Annotated in this window: 22 protein-coding genes; 6 read left to right on the top strand and 16 right to left on the bottom strand. The window is 63.7% G+C overall.

All coding sequences use genetic code 11. The annotated features are described in order from the left end of the window. The first annotated feature begins 125 nt into the window (after window positions 1-125). Entirely contained in the window at window positions 126-1,106 is a 981-nt protein-coding gene (locus AQS8620_RS03645; protein ID WP_085835492.1) for an ABC transporter substrate-binding protein, read from the top strand. 24 nt (window positions 1,107-1,130) lie between these two features. Next, on the top strand, window positions 1,131-1,742 hold the full coding sequence (locus AQS8620_RS03640) for an ABC transporter ATP-binding protein (RefSeq protein WP_085835491.1): 612 nt from the start codon (window positions 1,131-1,133) through the stop codon (window positions 1,740-1,742). On the opposite strand, the gene AQS8620_RS03635 is transcribed toward AQS8620_RS03640, so the two are convergent. From AQS8620_RS03635 to AQS8620_RS03620, 4 genes are read right to left on the bottom strand one after another with little or no spacing between them, the layout of a single operon-like run. Further along, complete coding sequence (locus tag AQS8620_RS03635; RefSeq protein ID WP_085835490.1) at window positions 1,739-2,530, bottom strand: lanthanide ABC transporter permease protein PedC; 792 nt, start codon at window positions 2,528-2,530, stop codon at window positions 1,739-1,741. The genes AQS8620_RS03640 and AQS8620_RS03635 overlap by 4 nt on opposite strands. Next, on the bottom strand, window positions 2,527-3,240 hold the full coding sequence (locus tag AQS8620_RS03630) for a lanthanide ABC transporter ATP-binding protein PedB/LutE (protein WP_085835489.1): 714 nt from the start codon (window positions 3,238-3,240) through the stop codon (window positions 2,527-2,529). The genes AQS8620_RS03635 and AQS8620_RS03630 overlap by 4 nt, the downstream gene beginning before the upstream one ends. A 1-nt stretch (window position 3,241) precedes the next feature. Beyond that, complete coding sequence (locus AQS8620_RS03625; protein ID WP_085835488.1) at window positions 3,242-4,198, bottom strand: YVTN family beta-propeller repeat protein; 957 nt, start codon at window positions 4,196-4,198, stop codon at window positions 3,242-3,244. Between the two features lie 3 nt (window positions 4,199-4,201). Beyond that, window positions 4,202-5,371 (bottom strand): lanthanide ABC transporter ABC transporter substrate-binding protein PedA1, encoded by a 1,170-nt coding sequence (locus AQS8620_RS03620; RefSeq protein ID WP_085835487.1) that lies wholly within the window; start codon window positions 5,369-5,371, stop codon window positions 4,202-4,204. Window positions 5,372-5,540: 169 nt separating this feature from the next. Between AQS8620_RS03620 and pedF the strand changes: the two genes are divergently transcribed. After that, window positions 5,541-6,215 (top strand): cytochrome c-550 PedF, encoded by a 675-nt coding sequence (gene pedF, locus AQS8620_RS03615; protein ID WP_085835486.1) that lies wholly within the window; start codon window positions 5,541-5,543, stop codon window positions 6,213-6,215. Window positions 6,216-6,220: 5 nt separating this feature from the next. Beyond that, a complete protein-coding gene (locus AQS8620_RS03610) occupies window positions 6,221-7,117 on the top strand; it encodes a substrate-binding periplasmic protein (protein ID WP_085835485.1) in 897 nt (298 codons plus the stop codon). Here AQS8620_RS03610 and AQS8620_RS03605 read toward each other — a convergent pair. Together AQS8620_RS03605 and AQS8620_RS03600 are read right to left on the bottom strand one after the other, a co-directional pair. Then, window positions 7,114-7,983 (bottom strand): FAD:protein FMN transferase, encoded by an 870-nt coding sequence (locus AQS8620_RS03605; protein WP_085835484.1) that lies wholly within the window; start codon window positions 7,981-7,983, stop codon window positions 7,114-7,116. The genes AQS8620_RS03610 and AQS8620_RS03605 overlap by 4 nt on opposite strands. Further along, window positions 7,980-9,983: a 4Fe-4S binding protein gene (locus AQS8620_RS03600; protein ID WP_370737874.1), complete on the bottom strand. Its 2,004-nt coding sequence runs from the start codon at window positions 9,981-9,983 to the stop codon at window positions 7,980-7,982. The genes AQS8620_RS03605 and AQS8620_RS03600 overlap by 4 nt, the downstream gene beginning before the upstream one ends. Window positions 9,984-10,137: 154 nt before the next feature. Between AQS8620_RS03600 and AQS8620_RS03595 the strand changes: the two genes are divergently transcribed. Then, on the top strand, window positions 10,138-10,890 hold the full coding sequence (locus AQS8620_RS03595) for an ABC transporter permease (protein WP_085835482.1): 753 nt from the start codon (window positions 10,138-10,140) through the stop codon (window positions 10,888-10,890). Here AQS8620_RS03595 and cofE read toward each other — a convergent pair. From cofE to cofD, 5 genes are read right to left on the bottom strand one after another with little or no spacing between them, the layout of a single operon-like run. After that, window positions 10,887-11,639, bottom strand: a complete 753-nt coding sequence (cofE, locus tag AQS8620_RS03590) for a coenzyme F420-0:L-glutamate ligase (protein ID WP_085835481.1) — start codon at window positions 11,637-11,639, stop codon at window positions 10,887-10,889. The genes AQS8620_RS03595 and cofE overlap by 4 nt on opposite strands. Further along, complete coding sequence (gene fgd / locus AQS8620_RS03585) at window positions 11,636-12,640, bottom strand: glucose-6-phosphate dehydrogenase (coenzyme-F420) (RefSeq protein ID WP_085835480.1); 1,005 nt, start codon at window positions 12,638-12,640, stop codon at window positions 11,636-11,638. The genes cofE and fgd overlap by 4 nt, the downstream gene beginning before the upstream one ends. 11 nt (window positions 12,641-12,651) lie before the next feature. Further along, window positions 12,652-14,982 (bottom strand): 5-amino-6-(D-ribitylamino)uracil--L-tyrosine 4-hydroxyphenyl transferase CofH, encoded by a 2,331-nt coding sequence (gene cofH / locus AQS8620_RS03580; RefSeq protein WP_085835479.1) that lies wholly within the window; start codon window positions 14,980-14,982, stop codon window positions 12,652-12,654. Then, window positions 14,979-15,629, bottom strand: a complete 651-nt coding sequence (cofC, locus tag AQS8620_RS03575) for a 2-phospho-L-lactate guanylyltransferase (RefSeq protein ID WP_085835478.1) — start codon at window positions 15,627-15,629, stop codon at window positions 14,979-14,981. The genes cofH and cofC overlap by 4 nt, the downstream gene beginning before the upstream one ends. After that, window positions 15,626-16,588: a 2-phospho-L-lactate transferase gene (cofD, locus tag AQS8620_RS03570; protein WP_085835477.1), complete on the bottom strand. Its 963-nt coding sequence runs from the start codon at window positions 16,586-16,588 to the stop codon at window positions 15,626-15,628. The genes cofC and cofD overlap by 4 nt, the downstream gene beginning before the upstream one ends. A gap of 317 nt (window positions 16,589-16,905) precedes the next feature. Here cofD and AQS8620_RS03565 point away from each other — a divergent pair, with 317 nt between their 5' ends. After that, window positions 16,906-17,913 (top strand): TIGR03842 family LLM class F420-dependent oxidoreductase, encoded by a 1,008-nt coding sequence (locus tag AQS8620_RS03565; protein WP_085835476.1) that lies wholly within the window; start codon window positions 16,906-16,908, stop codon window positions 17,911-17,913. A 73-nt stretch (window positions 17,914-17,986) separates the two neighbouring features. On the opposite strand, the gene AQS8620_RS03560 is transcribed toward AQS8620_RS03565, so the two are convergent. The 5 genes from AQS8620_RS03560 to AQS8620_RS03540 all read right to left on the bottom strand — a co-directional run bounded on the left by AQS8620_RS03560 (window position 17,987) and on the right by AQS8620_RS03540 (window position 22,564). Next, window positions 17,987-18,379 (bottom strand): response regulator, encoded by a 393-nt coding sequence (locus AQS8620_RS03560; RefSeq protein ID WP_143267402.1) that lies wholly within the window; start codon window positions 18,377-18,379, stop codon window positions 17,987-17,989. A 224-nt stretch (window positions 18,380-18,603) separates the two neighbouring features. Continuing rightward, window positions 18,604-19,170, bottom strand: coding sequence for a PqiC family protein (locus tag AQS8620_RS03555; RefSeq protein ID WP_085835475.1), 567 nt, complete (start codon window positions 19,168-19,170; stop codon window positions 18,604-18,606). Window positions 19,171-19,173: 3 nt separating this feature from the next. Then, entirely contained in the window at window positions 19,174-21,273 is a 2,100-nt protein-coding gene (locus AQS8620_RS03550) for a PqiB family protein (protein WP_159453190.1), read from the bottom strand. Continuing rightward, a complete protein-coding gene (locus AQS8620_RS03545) occupies window positions 21,270-21,932 on the bottom strand; it encodes a paraquat-inducible protein A (protein WP_085835631.1) in 663 nt (220 codons plus the stop codon). The genes AQS8620_RS03550 and AQS8620_RS03545 overlap by 4 nt, the downstream gene beginning before the upstream one ends. Next, a complete protein-coding gene (locus AQS8620_RS03540) occupies window positions 21,929-22,564 on the bottom strand; it encodes a paraquat-inducible protein A (RefSeq protein ID WP_085835473.1) in 636 nt (211 codons plus the stop codon). The genes AQS8620_RS03545 and AQS8620_RS03540 overlap by 4 nt, the downstream gene beginning before the upstream one ends. Between the last annotated feature and the right edge of the window lie 76 nt (window positions 22,565-22,640).

The raw sequence follows: 22,640 nt of genomic DNA, 5'->3' as shown, positions 1-22,640 counted from the left end.
CGGGCGGGCTCAAATTGGCGATTGGTCGTACGACCCCGAGGCCGTTGACACGCATTTTGCGCCTTTGGTCGTATTTCTGGGGCGGGCAAGGCGGGCCTATCGTGAGGGCAGTCAGGGAGGACAACATGAAAATCACACTCGGGTTTGCGGCGCTGCTGGCGTCCGTTTCCTTTAGCGCCACCGCAGACACTGTGGCAGGCGATATGCCTAAATTGCGCGCGGCCTTGCAGATGTCGGGCACGGTCGCTTGGGAAGTCGATACCATCCGCCACAACGGTTTTGACACCGCCAACGGCTTTGCGCTGGAGGTGATGGATGTTGCCGGCAAAGCCGCCTCGGATGTGGCCTTGCAAGCGGGGGAGGTCGATATGATCGTCTCCGACTGGCTCTGGGTCGCGCGCCAGCGGGCGCAGGGGCAGGATCTGGTGTTTTTGCCCTATTCCAAGGCCGTGGGCGGCATCTATGTGCCCGCCGACAGTCCCGCGCAGTCGCTCGGTGACCTTGCGGGCGGCAAGATCGGGATCGCGGGCGGTCCGCTGGACAAAAGCTGGCTGATCCTGCGCGCATTTGCCGATCAGCAATCGGGTTTTGATCTGGCGGGGCAGACCGAACAGGTGTTTGGCGCGCCGCCGCTGATTTTCAAAGCGGCGACCGGCGGCGAATTGGACGGGGCGATCAATTTCTGGCATTTCGGTGCCAAGATGGAAGCGTCGGGGATGCGCCTGTTGATGTCGGTGTCGCAGGCGGCCTTGGCGCTGGGGCTGGACCCTGAAACGCCGCTTTTGGGCTATGTGGTGCGCGGCGAGGTGCTGCGCGATCATCCTGAAATCGTCGCCGGCATGGCCGCTGCGTCGCGGCAAGCCAAAGAGCTTTTGCGCAACGATAGTGCCGCATGGGAGCGGCTGCGCGCCCAGATGAATGCAGACACCGACGCGCAATTCGAGGCGCTCAAAGCCGGTTGGATCGCGGGGATTCCGGCTGACGGGCCGATTTCCGAAGCGGCAGCGGGCAAAATGCTGGACCTGATGACCCGCCTTGGCGGCGCGGATCTGACGGGGGGGGCAACGACGTTGCCCGAGGGCGTTTTCTACCAGCCGGCGGGCTGACGCGTGGGAACGCCCCTAAGCGAAATGACCAGACAGGGCGCGACGCGTGCCCTGTCTTTTGACATTTCGGCGGCCCGCGTGGGGGGCAGCGCCGTGTTGGGGGCGATCCGCTTTGAACTGGGGCAGGGGGAATGCGTTGCGCTTTGCGGTCCCTCGGGCATCGGCAAAAGCACGATCCTGCGCGTTATCGCCGGATTAGAGACGGATTTTGACGGGCGTGTCGCCTGTGCGCCCCGCATCGGCATGGTGTTTCAGGAACCCGTTTTATTGCCCTGGCGCGTGGCGCGCGACAATCTGCGCCTTCTTGCCAAAATCGACGCGCCAACCGCGCAGGGCTGGCTCGAACGTGTCGGGCTGGGCGCCTGTGCGGATCGCTTTCCGGGCCAGTTGTCGCTGGGTCAACAGCGGCGCTTGTCGCTGGCGCGGGCCTTTGCGGCCACGCCCGATGTGCTGCTGCTGGACGAGCCGTTCGTGTCCCTCGATTCCGACATGGCCGACGAGATGATGGCCCTTTTCGAGGGGCTGCACCGCGCGCGCCCCATCGCGACGCTGATCGTCACCCATGTCGAGGCAGAGGCGAGCCGCCTTGCCACCCGCATTTTACGCCTTGCCGGACGGCCTGCGCGGCTGGTTTAGCTTTTGCGCCGGATCAGGCCGCGCGCCGGATCGTAGCCCCAAAGGGCAAGTGCGAAAAACACCACAAAGCTGACAAGGACCACCGCGCCTGCGCCTGCGTTCGCTTGCAGGTACAGCGCGAAGCGAATCGTCTCTATCGCGTGGGAAAACGGGTTCGCCGCGCAGAGTGCGTGCAGGATTTGCGCGCTTTCGGCCATTTTCCACAGCGGGTAAAGCGCGGTTGAGAGAAAGAACATCGGGAAGATGACGAAATTCATCACCCCCGCGAAGTTTTCCATCTGGTGGATCGTCGAGGACAGCGCCAGCCCCAAAGCGCCGAGCATCAGCGCGGCGGCGAGTATCGCGGGCAGTGCGGCAAGATAGGCCAGCGGGGCAAAGCCGATGCCAAACAGCGCGGCGATCATCAAAAACGCATAGGCCTGGAGGGTGCCGATCAGCGCACCTGCGGTCAGTTTGCACAGCAACAGCCACCAGCGCGGCAGGGGCGCGCTCAGCAACAGCCGCATCGTGCCCACTTCGCGATCCGCGACCAGACTAAGCGAGGTTTGCATCCCGTTGAACAGGACGACCATCCCTACCAGACCCGGAACGATGTAGGTCTCATAGGGGATGTAGGTTTGATAGGGCGGGGTGATCGACAGGCCCAGTGCGGCGCGAAATCCGGCGGCAAAGACCAAAAGCCAGACGAGCGGACGCACCAGCGCCGAAACCAGCCGCCCTTTCTGGCCCAAAAAGCGCAAAAATTCGCGGTGGCAGATGGCAACGAGGGCGCAGAGGGCATGGGTCATGGCACCGCCTTTCGGGTGAGCGCCAAGAAGGCGTCAGACAATTGCGCCCCCGTCATGCCAGCGGGACCATCGCGCAAAATGCGACCCTGATGCAGCACAATCAGCCGATCCTCCGCCGCTACCTCATCCGTTAGATGCGTCGCCCAGAGCACGGTGATGCCCCTTTCGCGCGCCAAAGCGTGGACGTGGCTGACCAGCGCGTGGCGCGTGGCCGCGTCGAGCCCGACGGTGGGTTCGTCAAGCAGCAACACGCGGGGGCGATGCAGCAGGGCGCGCGCGATTTCAAGGCGCCGGCGATGCCCGCCATTCAGATCACGCGCCTTTTCATCGGCGCGTTCGCCCATGCCGAGCTGCTCGAGCGCCCTGCGCGCCGCCGTTCTGGCAGCCGCCCCCTTGATCCCGTGCAGCCCTGCAAAATACAGCAGGTTGCGCCAGACCGTCAGATCAAGGTCGAGGGTCGGCTGTTGAAACACCACCCCCAAGGAGGCAAGCGCCTTGTCGGGGGCGCGGCTCAGGTCGTGTCCTGCGATCGAGATGTGACCCTGTTTTGGCGTAAAAAGCCGTGTCAGCAGGCCAAAGAGCGTTGACTTTCCCGCGCCGTTCGGCCCGAGGAGGGCGCAGAATTCGCCTGCTTCAAGGGTAAAGCCCACCCCGTCCAGCGCGCGCTTTTGGCCCCAGTTTTGCGTCAGATCGCGGATCTGCAAGGACATGTCAGGGCCGCATCGCCGCACCCCAGGGGTAGCGTCCGGTTTTGATGGATTTGATCGGCGTCAGCGTGGCAACATCGATCACGGTGACATCGCCGCTGACGCCATTCGTGGTGAAGAGTTTGCTGTGATCGGGCGAGAATGCCATGTGCCAGACCCGCCGCCCGACCAAGAGATAGTCGGTGACCTCGAATGTCGCCGTATCGACAACGGCGATGTGATTTGCCGGTCCAAGTGCGACGAAGGCGCGGGTGCCATCGGCGGTGAATTCAAATCCGACGGGCTGGATCAAATCGGGATGGACGCCGGTGATTTCAAAACGGATTTTGGTGATGAGGCTTTGATCGGCGGTGTCAAACACGCTGACGGTGCCGCCGATTTCCGAACTGACCCAAAGCTGCGCGCCATCGCTGGTAAACACGGCGTGGCGCGGGCGGGCATCGACAAGCGAGTTGGCGTAGATTTCATGGCTCTCGGTGTCGATCCAATGCGCCATGGAGGTGGTTTCCGAGGTGCTGACAACCGTCTTGCCATCGGGGGAGACGGCCATGCCTTCGGGTTCGATCCCGACATTGATCTGGGCGACGACCTTATGGGTTTGGACATCCACGACGGTGGCGATTGCATCGTCTTCGTTGGCGATCCACAGGTGACGGTCATCGGGGTGAAGCACGAATTGTTCGGGGTCTTCGCCGGAGGGAAGATCATTCAGAATGTCGCCGCTTTGCACGTCGATCACCTGTACCGCATCGCTGTCGGAGGCGCAGACATAGGCGCGGGTAAAATCTTTGGAAAAGGTGATGCCGCGCGGGCGCTCGCCGGTGGCGATGGTGCGCGTGACCTCCAACGTGTCGGTGTCGATGACGGAAATCGTGTCATCCTTTTCATTGGTGATCCAGATTTCACCGGCCTGAAGGGACAGGGGCAGGGAAATGAGCAAAAGAGCAGACAAACGCCACATGAGTTAATCCTTGAACGCGGTGCAAAGGGTTTCGGGGGCATCCACGCCGAGACTGTCGAGCGGGTTGCGGGCATGCTCGAAGCCGTCGAGGGGCGCGGAGGCGACCAGCGCGCGTGTCGTCGCGACGGGCACGGGCTGGCGCATCTGACCGTCCCAGGGGCGGTAGGACAGGGGGCGGCCCTGAAAGGCGGCAAGTTCGAAGTCGGGCGAAAGAATATAGTCTCTGATCCGCCCCTGATCGCTGGTTTGGATCCGCGCCACGGCCTCGCCGATGCTGCGCATGGCGGCATAGGCGGCGTAATCGCGCGGGGCCATATCGCGCCCCGCCAGATCCTCGAAGCGCGCTTGCAGCTGCGCTGCGCCCCATTGTTCCATCGCGGGTGACCAGCCCTGCGCGCTCAGACCCGCGCGGCCTGCGACGGGGCGCGGGTCCCATGTGTTGAAGGGAATGTAGCGCGCGAAATCATCCGCCGCGTCCGCGACGAGTAACACATCATGGGCTTTCAGCCCCTGGGTCAACAGGGCGACCTCGGTGTTCGCGGCGCGGCGCAGATCGGTGTCAAAGGTCCATGCGACCTCATCCACGATCTTCAACCCGAATTTGCGCGCGCTGTCGCGGTAGAGTTGGGCAAGGCTGTGATCATCGGGGCGCGGCCCGGCCATCAGCGCAAGCCGTGTCCAGCGCTTGGACAACAACACCTGCATCAGGGCGTCGGATTCCATGCGTGCAGAGAGCGCGCTGTGCAGGATATTGGCGCGACACTGCGCGCCGCGCAGCGCATCGCCGCTGTCGCTGACGTTGAACATCAAGGTGGTCGGGTCGAGATCGGCGATGGCGGTTTGATCGCTGGCCGCCATGTCCAAAAGCAGGATATCCCCGCGCGCCAAAGCGATGCGCGCAGGCACGAGAATGTCCTCTTGCGCAGGAATAGAGAGGATATCGAGCGTAAAACTCTGGTTTAGAAACCGGCCCGTCGTCGCATTCTCAAGGCGGCCAAGTTGGGCCCCCGCAAGACCGAGATCAGCGGGAACAGGGTCGAGATTCGACAAAACCACGCGCGGCGGGGCTTCGTGGCGCAGATAGGTGACATGCACGCGGACCTCGGCCTGCGCCGCCCCTGCCCCTGCCAGAACTGCGGTGCAAAACAATGCTCCTGTGATCCATGCGCGCATCCGTCGTCCTCCCGATCTCAGGCTAGGGCTGCGCGCGCCTTTGGGGGAATACGACCATGGTCGGGGGCGGTTTTGCGGCCTTTGACGCGCGAGAGGGACCAAGGTCGCATAGGGGGGCTGACGCGTTGCGCGCTACACAAAGTCAAAGAGGAACCCAAGGGAGAGACCGATGAAACGCACATTCACACTCGCCATTGTGGGCATCACGAGTGCGACCATGGCCTTGGCGCATGGCGACGTGACCCCGCAGGCGGTCAATACCGATGCTTTGCCCGAGGTGGGCGAGGAATGGTTGATCGAAAACCCCTATCGCGCGGCGGCGGTGGGCGATGAGACCTGGGAAAAAGCTGTCGAGATCGGCGCGTCCGGTTACACGCAGAACTGCGCGCGGTGCCATGGCTTGGGCGCCGTGTCGGGCGGGCTTGCCCCCGATCTGCGCTATCTGGAGGCCGAGGAATACGGCGATGAATGGTATGTCGAGCGGTTCCAGTTCGGCTACACCCAGGACGGCACCACCAAGATGCCCGCCTTTGGCGAAGTTCTGGGCCAGAAAGCCGCATGGGCAATTCGCACCTACATCGAGACCCGTCCCGACGATGGCGCGATCGAGCCCTTTGCGCCGCGTTTGACCGAAATCCGCGACAGTTTGCTTGAGGGCGCGGATGTGGATGCGCCCGCGCTCAAGGAAGAGTTGGCCCAGATCGCGCTTGAGATTCCGACCGCCTCGGGCGCGCCGGTGGCCGATTCCATCGCCTTCGAAGCCAGCCATGCGCTTAGCGAAGACCCGGCGAGTTGGAAAGCCTCGGCCGACCTTTTGACGGTTGGCCTCTCGGCAGCAGAGTAGGCGGGATGCCCTTCTCCCGAACCGGCATCCTGCTTGCAGCCGGACTCGCGCTTGTCGCGGGTCCGGCACTGGCGCGCTGCGAGGACTTCGTGGCGCAGGAAAAGCCCCAAAACACCTTTGCCCAGAACATTGGCCGCTCCTTCGAGACAATCGAAGAGGAGGGCTGGATCGAATTTGCCCTCTATGAGGATTTCGCGCCGTGGTCGTCGCTGGTCGCGGGCGAACCGCAGGGTATCGATGTGGACATCGCCCGTCTTATTGCGGCGGAACTGGGCGTCGAACCGCGCTTTCGGCTGGTGGCGGCGAGTGAAACGCTTGACGCTGATCTGCGCAACTACATCTGGAAAGGCGCGATTGTTGACGGGCATGTGTCGGATGTGATGCTGCATGTGCCCTATGACAGCGCATTTACCTGCCGCGTCGAGCAGGCCGTGTTCACCGGCCAATATGGCGCAGAGGCACTCGCCATCGGCTATGATCGCGCGACCTATCCCGACAAAGGCCCTGTTCCGGCCTATTTCCGCTTTGATCCGGTGGGGGTGGAAAATGACAGCCTGTCGGATTTCTACCTGTCCTCGATCGGCAATGGCACGATGGCGGCGGGCATTCACCGCTACCGCGATACGGCGGCGGCGATGGCGGCGCTGGCGGCTGGCGAGGTGGGGGCCGTGATGGCACCGCTGGCGCAGATCGAAGCGGCGCTGACACCGGAGATGGCCGTGCATCAACCGCCACTGGTGGGGTTGGCGCGCGGGCAGTGGACGGTCGGGGTCGCCGTCAGCCAGCAGCACCGCGATTTGGGCTATGCGGTGGATTATGCGATTGAAACGGCGCTTGCCGATGGCCGGATCGCGGCGATCTTCGCGGCGGCGGGGGTGAGCCATCTGACGCCCGAACGCTAGAGGCGGCGCAGGTCGCCGTTTGGCGCCACCAGAAACACGCGCGTGAGGTCCAGCGCCTTGCGGGCCGCGTCGATGTCGGGTTCGCGCATGAGGCAAAAGGCGGTGGAACAGGCATCGGCCAAAGCGGCGGATTTTGCTTCGACCGTCACCGAGGACCAGCGCGGGCTTTGGCCCTGCGGTCCCAGAATGTGGCTCTGTTGTGCCAGAAACAGCGCTGATGGCGTCGAGGTGGCGCAGGCGCTGTTGGACAGGGTGAGCGTGCCGATTTGACCTTGGGGGCCTTCCATCCCAAGGCGAAACGGCCCCCCCAGCGCCGCAAATTCCCCCATATTCACAAGGCCCGTTTCAAAGCCCGCATCCTGCAACAGCGCGCGCACGCGATCCGCGGCAAAGCCCTGGGCGACCCCGTTGAAGGTCAATGCCTGACCCCGGTCCAGCGTGATGCTGCGCGCATCCTGCGTCACGCGGTCCAGACCGATGGTCGCGGCAGCGTGTCGCGGGTCATCGCCTCTGGCAAGCGCCTGCCAGAGGCGCTGCACCGTGGGGTCGAACGCGCCGTTGGTGGCGGCGTGGATTCTGCGCGACAGCCTCAGGAGGTCGCATAAGATCTGCGGAGCCTGTTGCAGCTGTCCGGTGTGGTTCAACTGCACCAGCGCCGACGCCTGATAGAGCGACACCGCATTCTCGATGTCGTGCAAAACCACCCTAAGGTGATCCAGAACGCCCTGCGTGAGCTCCTTTGGCCCGCGCAGATCAAGGCGCGCATCGGCCCCCAGCACGCGCCCTTCCCAGACCATCGGGGCGGCCGTCGCGCGACAGGCCAGGGCACAGGCCGAGAGGGTGAAAAAACGCCGTCGCGTGATCATGGGGTGCTCCGTTTCGTGGCGAGGATTTGCGGCACGCAGCGGTGCGGATCGTCGAAAATCCCCACGCAGTCCATGCAGGAAAAGCATTCCGTATAGTCGATCGCGCCGGATTTCTCGATCGCCCCGTAGCGGCATTTGACGCGGCAAAGCTGGCAGGGCGAACCGCATTCGATGCGGCGCGCAATCCAGTTGCGCAGGCGCAAGCGGCCGGCGATTGCCATGACAGCGCCCAAGGGGCAGACGTAGCGGCAAAAGCCTTTGAAGGTCACCATCGACAGCGTCAGCCAGAAAACCGCATAGGCGACATAGACCCAATCCCGGATGAAATATGTGGTCACGGCGGTTTTGAAGGGTTCGATTTCGGCGATGTTTTCCGACTGTGCCGGCGCGAGGACCGTGACCCCCAGAACAGCGGCGAGCGCAAGGTATTTCCCCCGTTTCAGGCGGTGGTCCCAGAGCGCGGATGGCTCGAGCTGGGGAAGACGCAGGCGACGCCCGAGATGCGCGGTGAATTCTTGCATCGCGCCAAAGGGGCAGAGCCAGCCGCAGAACAACCCGCGCCCCCAAAGCACGAAGCCGATCAGCGTCACGCCCCAGATCGCCAGCGAAAACGGATCGTACAGCAGCACCGAGAGAGATCCTGCGCCAAGGGCAGCGCGCAAGACCGCCATCACGGTGACGATGGACAGTTGCCCCTGGCCCCACCAGCCGACAAAGCCGATGGTCGTGGCCAGAATGGCAAGGCGCAGCGGGGTGAACCAGCGCCGCGACGCGCTTGGCCGCAACGCGGGGCCGTTCACCACAAGCACAAGGGCGAGAAAGGGTATCAGCACGAAAAGGTCGGTTTTGCGCTGGATCAGAGCCTGTTGCCACACGGGGCGGCGCGGCGCGGTTTCGCTGCTGCGGTAGAATTGCGGCGGGGCAGCATAGGTCAGAGGGAAATGGCGGCTGCCGGTCTCGGGCTGGAACATCCCGTGGCTGCGCAGGGCCTGCACCTGAAGGGTCCAGTCGCGCGTCGGGTCGAACCCGAGGCGTCGGTCCGTGCGCAGGATCATCGCGATACCGTCTTTGAGCGCCTCGGGCACGCTGTCGGAAAATCCGAATGAGAGGTCCGCGTCGCGCAGGGCAAGGGGCAATCCGTCCTGCTCTGCCGACAGCCGGTCGGGCGCGGTGTTGCGGATAAAATCCTGCGAGACCAGACCGTGGCGCGCGGTTTCGATCAGCAGCAGCGGCTCTGACTCCGGCGCGGTTTGCAAAAAACGCTGCAGCTCGGCAAATCCGTCAGCGTCCAGAACCGCGCGGGCGATGGCGGGTGGGCCGATATCAATCAACCACAGATCGATGAAGGGCGCATCGGGCGCAGCGGCCCCGTCGGGATCGTCATCGGCCCAAAGCGTTCCGGCAAAGGCATTGGCGACCTCGCCATTGCGCACCACAAGGTGGCGCGCGATCCCCGTTTCGACCAGATCGGGCCATGTTAGAGACGCAGTCACGTCCGGATCGGGGCGCAGGGGCGGGCGGGTCGCGATGCCTTGCATCTTTTCGCGCGCAACGCCAAGCGCGGCGGCGAGGATGCTTTCATGGGCGATGCGCACCGAGGCGGTGGCCTTGGTCACGCCATCAAGATAGGTGAGGTCCGATCCTGTGCCCCCCGCGCCGTAGGGCGTTCCCACCACAAGGGATTGCGCGATGGAATGACCGCGATATTGTTCCAGAAAGGCGCGAAACGGCGCTTCGCCCAGACCGCTGACAAAGATCGGTTCGTTGTGGTGAAGCAGCTCGACATCCAGAAAGCGCCCCTCTGTATCGAGCGTCACCAGCATGTTGATCGGCTGACCGGAAAAACCGGGCAAGGGCGCGCGCGGGGCGGTTTCAAACACGTATCCGACCTGCGTGCCGCCGGAATTGAGCAGCGCATAGACCCCGTCGTCGCCCAGCGGATCGCCCAGTTGCATCGGCGGGTCGATGTGGGCGGCGATCTGCGCGCGCTCCAGCGCCACCGCCGCGTGCGCGAAGCAGAGCAAGAAGAGCAAAGGGAGGCAGCGAAGGATCCACATGCCCTGACGCTAGAACCCGCGCCGCGCCGCGCCCATTCGACCAAAGTCGCCTGCCCCCCGCGACCCGCGCGCCCTACAGTACTTTGCGGAGGCCCCCATGCGCGCACTGATCATCCCTGTTTTGTCGCTCTGCGCGCTGCTGGCCTTTTGGGCCGGCCTTGCGGCGCTCAAGGGGGACGCCGATGTGTTGCCCGCGCCAAACGAGGTGCTCGCCGTGTTGATCGAGGAAGCGCGATCGGACCGGCTGTGGCGTCATCTTTGGGCAACTTTGGCACGGGTTAGTGTCGCTTTTGTGCTGGCGATGGGGCTTGGAACCGCGCTTGGAATTGCGTTGGGGCGGGTGGCATGGCTGGACCGGATCACCGGCCCTTGGGTGGTGGTGTTTTTGAACATGCCCGCGCTGGTGGTGATCGTGTTGTGCTATCTGTGGATCGGGCTGAACGAAGTCGCTGCGATCACGGCCGTGACGTTGAACAAAACGGCGATGGTGCTTGTCACCATGCGCGAAGGGGTGCGGGCGCGGGAGGCGGATTTTGATGATCTGGCGCGGGTTTACCGGCTGTCGCTCTGGGCGCGGCTGCGCCACGTGACCCTGCCCCAACTTGCGCCCTTCGCTTTGAGTGCCGCGCGCACGGGCATCGCCGTGATTTGGAAAATCGTGCTGGTGGTCGAGTTTCTGGGCCGCTCGTCGGGTGTCGGCTTTGCCATCCATCTGCATTTCCAGCTGTTCCAGACCGCCCATGTCATGGCCTATGCGCTAAGTTTTGTCGCAGTGATGCTGGCTGTCGAGCGGTTGGTGTTTGTGCCGTGGGAACGCCACGCGCTGCGCTGGCGGCGCGTGGCGGGCTAAAGAAACAGGTCCTCGGCGGCGGGGCGGATCAGATCGGCGGCGGGGCTGTCGCCCCTCAGGACGGGTCCGCGCAGATGCACGATTGGCAGGCCCTCATCCGCCTGACCCATCAACAGAGAGGCCGCAGCGGCGATTTCGTCCGCATGGGCAATGGTCGAGACTTTCAACACGCGCCCGAAGAGGTCCGTGTCGCCGCGCCGGTCGATAAAGCTCTGGATGCCCGCCGCGCCGATCGCGATGCCGGTGGTGCCATTGCGAAAGGGCCGCCCGAAGCTATCGGCGATCACGATGCCAACCGCCTTGCCGGTTTGTGCCAGAATCGACTCGCGCAGGCGGGTGGCCGAGGCGTCGGGGTCTCGGGGCAGAAGCAGCAGCCGGTCGTCTGCGCCCTCGACGTTGGACTGGTCGATGCCCGCTTGTGCCATGGTCAGCCCAAGGCGATGGCGCACCACCAAAACCCCGCGCCGCTTGCGCACCACCTCCGTGCTTTCGTCCAGAATGGCCTGCACCAGACGCGGGTCTTTGTCGGTTTCGGTGGCAAGGGCGATGGCCTGTGGCGTGGGGGTGATGTCGCTGAGCCTGCGAAAGCGACCTTCGGACTTTGACACGATCTTTTGCGCCAGAACCAGCGTATCGCCCTCGGCAAGCGCCAGCCGATTCGTCTCTAATCCCGCCAAAACCAGCGCACAAAGGTCGTCGCCCTCGCGGACCAGCGGGACATCTTTCAGGGCGGTGAGGGTGAGGCTCATCCAAAGGCCGCGCGGATTTTGGGCATGACCTGCGTGCTGAACTGACGCAAGAAGCGCGCCTGATCCGGCCCCGGGGCGTGAAAGACGAAGTGGTTAAAGCCGAGGGCGGCATAGGGGCGCAGTTTTTCGACGACCTCGTCGGGATCGGCGGTGACGATCCAGCGGCTCGCGGTCTGATCGGAGGTGAGGCTGTCGGCGAGTTTTTCCATCTCGAGCGGGTCCTCCACCTCTGCCTTTTGCTCGGACGTCAGGGCCAGCGCGCCCCAGAACCGCGTGTCCTCCTTTGCGCGGGCCAGATCGCTGTCAAAGCTGAGTTTGATTTCGATCATCCGGTCGATATCGGCCATCTCGCGCCCCTTGTCGGCCAGACCTTCGCGCAGATTTGGCATCAGGATATCGGAGTAGAGTTCGCGCGCCTTGCCCGAGGTGGTGATGAACCCCTCGCCAAAGCGTCCGGCATATTTCGTGATCATCGGCCCGGCACCGGCGACATAAATCGGTACGGGAGTCTCGGGGCGGTCGTAGATCGTCGCACTTTCGGTGCGGTAGAAATCACCCTCGAAAGTCACACGGTCCTGCGTCCAGAGCGCGCGGATCAGGCGCACCGCTTCGCGCAGGCGGGCAAAGCGTTCCTTGCGGTCGGGCCAGTCACAGCCCAGGGCGGGGACTTCGTTCAGCCCCTCGCCCGTGCCGATGCCCAAAACCACACGTCCTGCGTAAAGCGACCCTAACGTGCCGAAACTCTGGGCGACCATGCTGGGATGGTGGCGGAACGTCGGGGTCAAAACCGAGGTGCCCATGATGATGCGCGAGGTCATCGCACCAAGCGCGCCCATCCAGACCAGCGCATGGGGCGCATGGCCACCGGTGTGGCGCCAGGGTTGGAAATGGTCGGAAATAAACACCGAGTCAAAGCCGGTTTCTTCGGCCAGAACCCCGAAATCGAGCAGCGCGCGGGGGGTGAATTGTTCAGCGGAGGCTTTGTAACCGATACGCAGCATGGCGGGTTCCTTCAGGCAGTTGCTTTGCGCCGCAGCGGCGTGTTGATCATCTCGTCAAGCGGTGCGGCTTGTCGCGCGCGGGCCTGGCGGTCGGGGGGCACAGGGCCATAGAGCGTCGAGCGTTGCACCGGCGTGCGCCCGAGGCTGTGGATGAGGTCGATCATCTGGTGGGGGGCAAATTCCTGCCCGTGCACCGCACCGGCGGCGCGGGTGATGCTTTCGTTCATCAAGGTGCCGCCCATGTCGTCGGCCCCCGCCCCAAGGCAGTCGCGCGCGCCTTCGGGACCCATTTTCACCCAGCTGGTCTGGATATGGTCGATCGCGCCCTGCAGGGCGATACGTGCGACGGCGTGCATCAAAACCGCTTCGCGATAGGTCGGCCCCCGGCGGGACTGCCCGCGCAGATACATCGGCGCTTCGAGCGCGACAAAGGGCAGGGGCACGAATTCGGTGAACCCGCCAAAGCGGCGCTGGTGGTCGCGCAGGCGGATCAGGTGGCGCGCCCAGTGCACGGGCCGTTCGATATGGCCGTACATGATGGTCGCGGTGGAGCGGATACCAAGCCCATGTGCGGCTTCCATCACGGCAAACCATTGGGCGGTGGTGATCTTGTCAGGGGCGATCTGGTCGCGGATCTCGTCGTCCAGAATTTCCGCCGCAGTGCCCGGAAGCGAGCCTAATCCAGCACTTTTGAGCTGTTTGAGGTAGTCGCTCAGGCTCAGGCCCAGGGTGCGCGCGCCCTGGGTGATTTCCAGCGGGGAAAAGGCGTGGACATGGATGTCGGGCGCGGCCTCCTTGGCGGCTTTCACGAGGGCAAGATAGGTCGCGCCCGTGTAATCGGGGTGGATGCCGCCTTGCAAACAGACCTCGGTGCCGCCGCGTGCCCAGGCTTCGGCGACGCGGCGTTTGAATTCCGGCAAGGCCAGATCATAGGCGCGCCCGGCAAGCGCATCCGAACGCTTGCCCTTGGAAAAGGCGCAAAAGGTGCAGCCATAGGTACAGACGTTGGTATAGTTGATATTGCGGGTGACGACGAAATGCGACTGCGCGCCGTTGACCTGCGCGCGCAGGCGGTCGGCATGGGCGCAGACGGCATGAAACGACGCGTCGCGCGCGCTAAAAAGCGTCTCTAACGCGGCCTCGTCAAGCGTCTGCGGGTCGCGCGACAGGATATCCGCAATCGCGGGATCGAGCGCACCGCTGCGGCGAATGCGCGGCATGGCCCCGTGTTGGCCCGGCATCCAGTCGCCCTCGAAACATAGTCCCGAAGCATCCGAGGCGCGCAGCACCCGGGTGCGGATTTCGGGGGCAAGCCAGCGCGGCGTCTGGAACGGCGGATAGACGGTGAGGCGCGGCGCAAGGGTTTTGCCACAGCGCGCCGTCAGGGCCGCGAGGCTGTCGATTTCGGGCCACGGCGCTTCGGGGTTGACGTGGTCGATGGTGACGGGCGACACGCCGCCCCAGTCGTTGATCCCCGCCGCGATCAGTTCGGCCCCCGTGCCGGCGGCCAGATTGGGCGGGGCCTGGAGCGAAATTTCGGGCGGCAGGATCAGGCGCGCAACGGCAATGGTCCAGAGGTGTTCATGGGGATCCGCGGGCGGATGGGCGCGCATTTTGGTGTCGGCCTTGGGCATGAAGTTCTGGATGATGACTTCCTGGATGTGGCCGTGACGCGCGTGGCTGGCTTTGATGGCCAGCAAGGCCTCGATCCGCTCGGCGCGGGTTTCCCCGATGCCCACGAGCAGGCCGGTGGTGAAGGGGACGCGGGCGCGCCCTGCGGCCTCAAGCGTGGCAAGGCGCAGATCGGGGGCCTTGTCGGGCGAGCCGAAATGGGGATGGCCGCGCTGCATCAGCCGATTGGAGGTGGTTTCCAGCATCATGCCCATCGAGGCGGAGACCTCTTTGAGCCTGTCGAACGCGTCTTGGGTCAGGGTTCCGGGATTGAGGTGGGGCAAGAGGCCGGTCTCGTCGCGCACCAGTTTGGCGACATGGGCGAGATAGTCCACGGTGCTCTCAAACCCGAGGGCGGCAAGGGCCTCACGCGCGGCGCGATAGCGCAATTCGGGCTTTTCGCCCAGTGTGAACAGCGCCTCGCGACACCCCTGCGCCGCCCCCGCGCGCGCAATTTCGAGGACCTCTTCGGGCGAGAGGTAAATCGGTTGTCCTGCGCGCGGGGGCTTGGCGAAGGTGCAGTAATGGCAGACATCGCGGCAGAGTTTCGTGAGCGGAATGAACACCTTGGGCGAATAGGTCACCAGATGGGGGTAGGCCTCATCGCGCCGCGCGCGGGCCTGCGCCATGAGGGTGCCGAGATCCTGTTCAAGGTCCAGCGGCGCGGTCATGAGGCAACCGGAAGCTGGGCGCGCGTGGCAAGCGCCTTGCGCAGCAGGGTTGCGCTGCGGCTGTTGGCGGCTTGAGCGAGGACGGCGGGAATGTCTTGCGGGCTATCGAGGTCATGGGCGAGGCCCAGATGATCCAGGGTCTGCAGCGTCAGGTCGTGGCGTTGCGCGGCGCGCTGATGGGCGCGTTTGCTGTGGGGGCCGAAATGGAACGCCAAAGGCGCGCGCAGCGAGGTCACCATCGCATTCGTGCCGATCCCGTCGCGTGCCGGCGCGATGGCAGGCGCGCGCGCGCAGATCAGGGCGACCACATCGCTGGCGCTCAACAGGGGCAGATCGGCGTGCAAAACCGCCACGCGTTCAATGCCGCGCGCAAAGATGCGGCTGCGGGCGGCCTCCAGCGCGGGGTTGAGGTCGCGGGTGGCGTCGGGATGCACCTCGGCCCCGAAAATATGCGCAATTTCAATCGCCTGCGGGTCGTCAGTGACAACGCCGACACTCTCAAGCATCGACACGCGGGCCAAGGTCGCAAGCGTGTCATGCAGCAAAGCCGCCGCCAGATGGCGCCGCTCTGTATGACCAAGCACCGCGGACAGGCGGGTTTTGGCCTCGCTGAAGCGTTTCACGGGGATGAGAACATGCGGGGTCATGCGGACACCTTGGAAAGTTGGGCGGCAAAATCGAGAGCGACACGCGCGAGGGCCTCTTTGGCGGGGTGATCCACCATCATCGTGTCCGCTTGGATCGCGTGAATATCGAGCGCTTGGAAGGCGGTTTGGTCAAGGTGGTCGCGCTGGTCGAGGATGTATCCGTCGAAAATATCGGCGTGCAGCGCGGCGACGGCGGCGGCGGTCACGGGGAGGCCAAATCCGCTCAGCATCGCGGCGGTCGGGCCTTTGATCGCCTGCCCGCCGACAACGGGGCTGATACCGATGACGGGCGCGCGCGCCGCGATCAGCGCCGCCCGCAAGCCCTGAACGGCAAGGATCGGCGCGATCGACAGATAGGGGTTGGAGGGGGCGATGAGGATCGCCGCGAGGTCGGGATCGCGCAATGCGGCGCTGACTTCGGGGCTCATGGGGGCCGTCTCGGCACCGCGAAACACAAGGTCGCGCACGGTCGGCTTGCCCTGCGCCTGCACGAACCATTCGTGAAACTCGTAGTCGCGCGCGTCACAGCGAATAAGGGTTGAAACCGGCGTGTCGCTCATCGGGAGAAGCGCCATGCCCAGCCCCAATGCGCGTGCGAAATCGGCGGTGATATCGGTCAGGCGGTCGCCGCGTTTGAGGCGCATGGTGCGGAGCAGGTTCAGCCCCAGATCGTGATCACCGATGTTGAACCACACCTCTTCGCCCATCTCGCGCAGCATGCCCATGGCATTCCACGTCTCGTCCTTTTGCCCCCAGCCCCGCGCAAGGTCGGCGCGCCCCGAGAGGGTGTAGAGCTGTGTGTCGATGTCGGGCGCGACAGAGAGGCCGAAATGCTCGGCGTCATCGCCGGTGTTGACGATGATGGTCAGGTCTGAGGCGGGCAGGAGGGCTGCCAGTCCGGCGGAGAGTTTCGCGCCGCCCACACCGCCCGACAGCGCGACAATTTTCTTACGTGACACGGGTTGCTCGTCCTGTCGTGAGGGGCCTTTTCGCGGCCTTTGACTCTATGGGTGCCACAGGTTGTGCGCTGTGGGAATGATTTTTGACCAAACAATCAAGAATTGACGGTAGCTTCGGTGGAAAATCAGGCAAACCTGCGGGGGGAAGTGGTGAAAAACAGGCAGATTGCAGATTGTCGCGGGGCCTGCGGAAATTTTTCGACCATCTGGTCAAAAGCGGATTGACGCCTGTGACATGTCGCGCCGAACATGCGGGGGAAGGGCGGTGCCGCACAAGCCGGTCAGGCCGTCAGTCCCAAATGCAAGAAGGACATTACATGGAATTTGGTATCTGTTTCAAGGGGTTCGTTGAACCTGAACGGGCAAAGGCCCTGGTGCGGCAAGCTGAAAACGCGGGCTTTACCTATTGCTGGTTCTACGACAGCCATATTTTGTGGCGCGACAGCTATGTCGCGATGGCAATGTGCATGGAACACACGGAAACGATGCGCTTTGGCCCCTGCGTGACCAACCCCAATTCGCGCGACTGGTCGGTTGCGGCCTCGCTGTTTGCCTCGCTCGCCAAGCAATCGGGCGGGCGTTTTGACGTCGGGATCGGGCGCGGCGATTCTGCCGTGCGTGTGATGGGCAAAAAACCCGCAACCCTGGCGCGGCTCGCTGAATTTACGGATGTGTTGCGCAAGCTCGTGGCGGGCAAGGAAGCGCAGTATGGCGAATGCCCCGAACCGGTGCAATTTCCGTGGATCGAAGATGGCGGCTGGGACATGCCGATGTGGATCGCGGCCTATGGCCCCAAGGCGCTCGCGACGGCGGGGCAGGTGGGCGACGGGTTGATTTTGCAGATCGCCGATCCGGGCATTTGCCAATGGTTGGGCGATCAGGCCAAGGCCGCAGGTGTCACCGCGGGGCGCGACATGTCGACATTCCGCGTGATGGCCGCCGCGCCGGCCCATACGGGCGACATCGAACGCGGGCGCGAGCTGACGAAATGGTTTCCGGCGATGGTGGGCAACCATGTCGCGGATATCGTTGAAAAATACGGGTCCGACAGTGATCTGGTGCCCGAGGCTCTGACCTCCTACATCGAAAAGCGGCGCGGCTATGACTATTCAAAGCATGGGCAAAGCGACAACCCTTACCTTGATTTTATCACCGACGACATCGTGGATGCTTTTGCGGTTCTGGGCACGCCCGACCAGCATATCGAAAAAATCCGCGCGCTCGAAACCGCGGGTGTGACGCAGTTCAACGTCTATCTCGATAGCGGGGATGAGGAAAAAACCATCGCCGATTACGCGGCGCATGTGATTCCGGCGTTCCGGTAATTTTCGCTGAACGGCGTGCTCTGAGCATGGATGCGGGTGGCCCTTGGGGGCTGCCCGTTTTTTTATTTTGACCCTATTGCAGGCGCGACAGGGCCGCTTTGACGCAATCTTCGATCTGGTAGGGTGTTGTGGGCTTGGGGCAAAACGCAGCGCCGGGATAGCGTTTTGCCAATTCGACCGGATCGGCGTGGGCCGAATGGAAAATCAGCGGCACATGCTGGTCGCGCAGCACATCGGCCAAGGCGTATACTTCGCCGTCCAGCAGGTTCACGTCCAGAATGGCGATGTCGGGGCAGTTGGCATTGGCTTCGCGTAGTCCCTGACGCACGGTTGGGCAGGGGCCAATCGTGCCCAAGCCCATGTCCTCGACGATAAACTTAAGATCAAGCGCGACGATTGCTTCATCCTCGACTATTAAAATGTCGCGGTGCACGTCGGTTGTCTCAGTCATATCGGTCTGCGTCATTGCGCCATTATCCTGTGTCTAAGCGTCTGAAGGGCTCTGCGTGGTCTGCCCGAGGGATCTCGTGCGAAGACAACCCGCAGCCATAGAGGAAAGTTCCCCTTTCGCTTGATGAGTCTCATTTAACCCAAAATCATGTCTAAATACATAATGCATCGGCGCAGGGGCCGCAGAGAGCCGCGCGATTGGGGCGCGCAAGACACAGATCGCGCCCTGATGGCCCGCCGTTACATCCCGCGCGTGGCGATATCTTCGGCCAGCCGCACCACGGCGCGCGCGCGCGCTGCAGCCAGCGCCCCAAGGTCACTGCCCGTCAGCGGTTCAGAAATCTCGAAGAAACGCGCAGAGTTGCGGCCACGGCCTTCGGTATCGGAGACGTAGTATTGCCCCGACAACTGGAACAGACCGGCGTTTGTCGCCAGCATGTTTTCCACCCGCACGTCGATGCGCGCTGCAGGATAGGCATCAAAGGGCCACGGCTCGGGTGCAACGGTTGCCCCCGTGATTTCGGTGAGATTGCGCGTCAGTTGCAAGGTCACGGCGCGGGCCGGATCATCGGACCACAGCGGCGCGTCCTTGTCGGAAATGAAACCGTCGGCCTGTTCTGTCGAAATCTGTTCAGAGCTGGCGTAGGAGGGCAGGCTGACGGTCAGAAGCTCGACCGAGGGGATCGACGAGGGATCGCGCAGGGCGGAATTGGCGCTTGGCACGGGCACCCGCAGATCGGGGCCCCCGCAGGCGGCAAGCAGCAAGACGGCGGGCAGAATGAGCGTCAGGAAAGACGGGTGTTTCATCGGTTAACGTCCCAGAATAAGCGAGTTGGGCTGGCGTTGCAGCTGTTTGGCAAATTGTGTGATCGCATCCGCCGCAGCCGACAGATCACTGAGCGCCTCACGCGCCTCGCGGTTCAACGTAGAGTTCGCGCCATAGGCGCCAAGGGTGCCGGAGGCTTCGACAAGCAATCCATCCAGACGCGCAACGATGCGCGGCAGGTCGTTGGCCGCTTTGGCCACGGCATCGGCGGCGTCACTGGCCGAGGCCAGCGCGTCATTGGCATTCTGCACGGTGCCGCCGGTGCGCAGTTCGGCCATGATCGCCGACAATTCCGACAGCGCCCCGTTGATTTCCTGAGGGAGCTGGCGGGTCGTCGGCTGGTCGATCAGCGCCTCGGTGGCGGTGACAAGCCCCGAAAGATCCTGCGCCAGCTGGTCCACCGGAACGGATTCGAGGTTGGCCAGAAGGGTGTCGACACGTTCCAGAATTTGGGGAACGCCGTCGATGGACTGGTTGGCCGAGGTCACCGCAAGTTCGATGGTGCCCAAGACCTGACCAAGGCGTGTCGCCAGTTCGGCCTGGTTGATCGCGGTGAGGGTCTCGTCGAGGTGGGAGGTCGCGCTTTGCAGATCGTCAAGCACGGCCGACACCTGCGCCGGCACGCCCTGAACCGACTCGGAGGTGACCAAGCCGCGAATGTCTCCGATCAACCCGTAGACCTCATTGGGGGTCTGTTGCAGCGAGGCATTGGTCACAAGGGTCGTCGCCCCGTTCATAAAGTCGATGGCCGAGGTCAGCAGTTCCTCGATGGGCAGGTTGTTCACGCGGTTGAACACGCCCTCTGCCGTTGCGGCCACATCCGTCAGCTCCGCCGGAGCGGTGGGAAAGATCGGGTAGGGGTCGCCCGTCATGTCGATCTTGGCGGGGGCGGCATCGGGCAGGCGCACCAGTTCGATTTTCAAGCCGCTGGTCAGCAGCGAGGTATTGGCCAGACGCGCGCGCATGCCTTCGGACGCGACCTGTTGGAGGTAGGCCATCGGTTTGAGCGCGCTGTCGTCGCCCAAGCCGAGGCGTTCGGGCTGGATCGACAGGGTGGCAATCAAACGCACGCGCGAGTCGCCGAACCGCTCGGGATCAACGAGGCCGGACAGGTTGGTGACTGTGCCGATGCGCAGACCGTCCAGTTCGACGGCGGCATCGGTGCGCAGACCGGCGACGTTGTTCTCGAAAATCACCGTCAGCTCCAGACTCGGGCCTTCGCTTTTGGTAAACAGGCTGGAGCGGGCGGTTTCCTCGTCGTCGTAGAGGTCAAAGTTCGACCCTTTGGCAACCACCGCGCCGCCCGAGGCGATCGTGTCAAAGGTGATCCCCCCCGACAGCAGCGAGGCGAGGCTTTCGAAATCCACGGAGGCCCCGGAGGTGCTGATGTTGAGGGAGAATCCCGAGGTGTTCCAGAACCGCGTCGTCGAGGTGACAAGCCCGTCGTAGGGCGCGAAAATCGCCGCATCGACCGCAACCGTCTGGCCATCGCGCCCCAAACGGGGGCTGCCGGTGATGCCCACCTCGATGCCGCGATAGAGGATGGGGGTATTGCCGGAAATCGAATTCTGCCCCTCGGCATTGAGGGTGACGACCAGCCCCTGTTTGCCCGGCGCAAGCAAGGGTGCCTGTGCCAGACCCTCGATCATCGACACGGTGCCTTGGGGGTCATCGTTCCACTGGCCCTCGATGTAGACGCCGCTCAGCACGGTGCCGAGGCCGGAAATGCCGCGCGTCGTGACCTCCGGGCGCACCACCCAGAAGGCGGCGTCATCGTCGATGTAATCCGCGACATCCTTGTCGAAGCGCACATGGGCGATAACTTTGGTAAGGTCATCGGAGAGGGTGACATCCTCGACCATCCCCACGGCGATGTCGCGGTAGCGCACTTCGGTTTCACCGGCGGAAATGCCCGACCCGTTGATAAAGCTGATTTCCACCAGCGGGCCGCGCTCGGAGAGATGTTGCCAGGCAATCGCAAGGGCAATGACCAGCGCGCCGAGGGGCACGATCCAGACGATGGAGGCACGGTCGGCAAGGCTTTTGCGCGTGGTTTCGATCGGGACATCGGGCAGGTCGTTCACGGTGTTTCTTCTTTCAGGGTCGGGGCGGCATCGGGGCTGACATCCCAGATCATACGCGAGTCAAAGGCCTGCGCGGAGAGCATGGTGAAAATCACCGACAGGGCAAAGGTGACGGCCGCAGGGCCGGGGTGGATGGACGCCGCCGCATTGAGCTGGACCAGCGCCGACAGGATGGCAACGACGAAAACGTCGATCATCGACCAGCGACCGATATATTCGACCAGTTCGTAAAGCTGGTGACGCCGATGCGCCGAGGCGCGGGCGCGAAACCGTCCCAGCGGGCGGATCGACAGCGCCAGATAGGCAACGGCGGCAAATTTGGCAAAGGGAATGGCGACGGAGGCGATCAGGATCACCAGCGCAATCGGCAGATCGCCGTGATGGGCGATTTCGATGGCGCCTTGCACGATGGTCGAGGCGGAATGCGAGGTCAGCATGTCGGTGACCAGCATCGGATAGAGATTGGCCGGAATGTAGCACATCAGACCCGCCAGCCACCACGCCCAGACCCGCTGGATCGAGCCGGTGTTGCGCGACGACAGCTTGTGCCCGCAGCGCCCGCAGGGGCTGTGTTCGCCGCTCATCGGCCAGAGCAACCCGCAGCGTTCGCAGGCAATCAGACCCTTGTCACGGGCGGTGGGGATCGCGGCCTGGGTCATGCGCGTTTTTCCAGCGCGCGCCAGATCGACCAACGGTCCATCAGGTTGTCTTGCAACAGGACCACCACTACCAAAACCCCCATCATCCAGAAGGCCGCGCCAAAATCGACCGTGGCCAGATCCGCGACCTTGACCAGGGCGATGCCACAGCCAAGAACGAAAATTTCCGCCATCGACCACGGTTTGAGGCTTTCAAAGAGGCGAAAGGCCTGGGCGGCGCGCGGCAGGGGGGCTGCGCCGAATTCCAGCGGTGCGACCACGTAAAGCGTCAACAGCATCCGCGCCATGGGCACCACCACGATCAGCGCGCCAACGGCGATGGACAGCAAGAACATCGGCCCTTGTGCAAAGGCCAGAATGGCATCCATGATCGAGGTCGCGTTGTAGAACCCCGCGCGGCTGATGGATAAAAACGGCAGGAACAGAGCCGAAACCACGAGGATCAGATTGGTGATCGACAGGGCGACGATGCGCAGCATCGCATTGGATTTGGGCGCGATCAGGACGGTTTCGCAGCGCGCACAGGTCGCACGTTCCCCGACCTGCGGCACGCGCACATGATACAGCGCGTCACAGCTGGGACAGGCAATCAGATCATCCTGCCCGATGGGCTGTAGGGGCGTTTGGGTCATGAAACGGTCGAATGTCCTGAGGAGCGGCGGCACTCAACGTGCGGTTGTTGCGTAGTATAGGGGCAGTTCGCCCCTG

Origin of the sequence: Aquimixticola soesokkakensis (genome assembly GCF_900172375.1) — a bacterium.
In the GTDB taxonomy this organism is placed as follows: domain Bacteria; phylum Pseudomonadota; class Alphaproteobacteria; order Rhodobacterales; family Rhodobacteraceae; genus Aquimixticola; species Aquimixticola soesokkakensis.
Note: the sequence above shows the minus strand (reverse complement) of the source record. Positions and strands in the feature narration are given on the sequence as shown.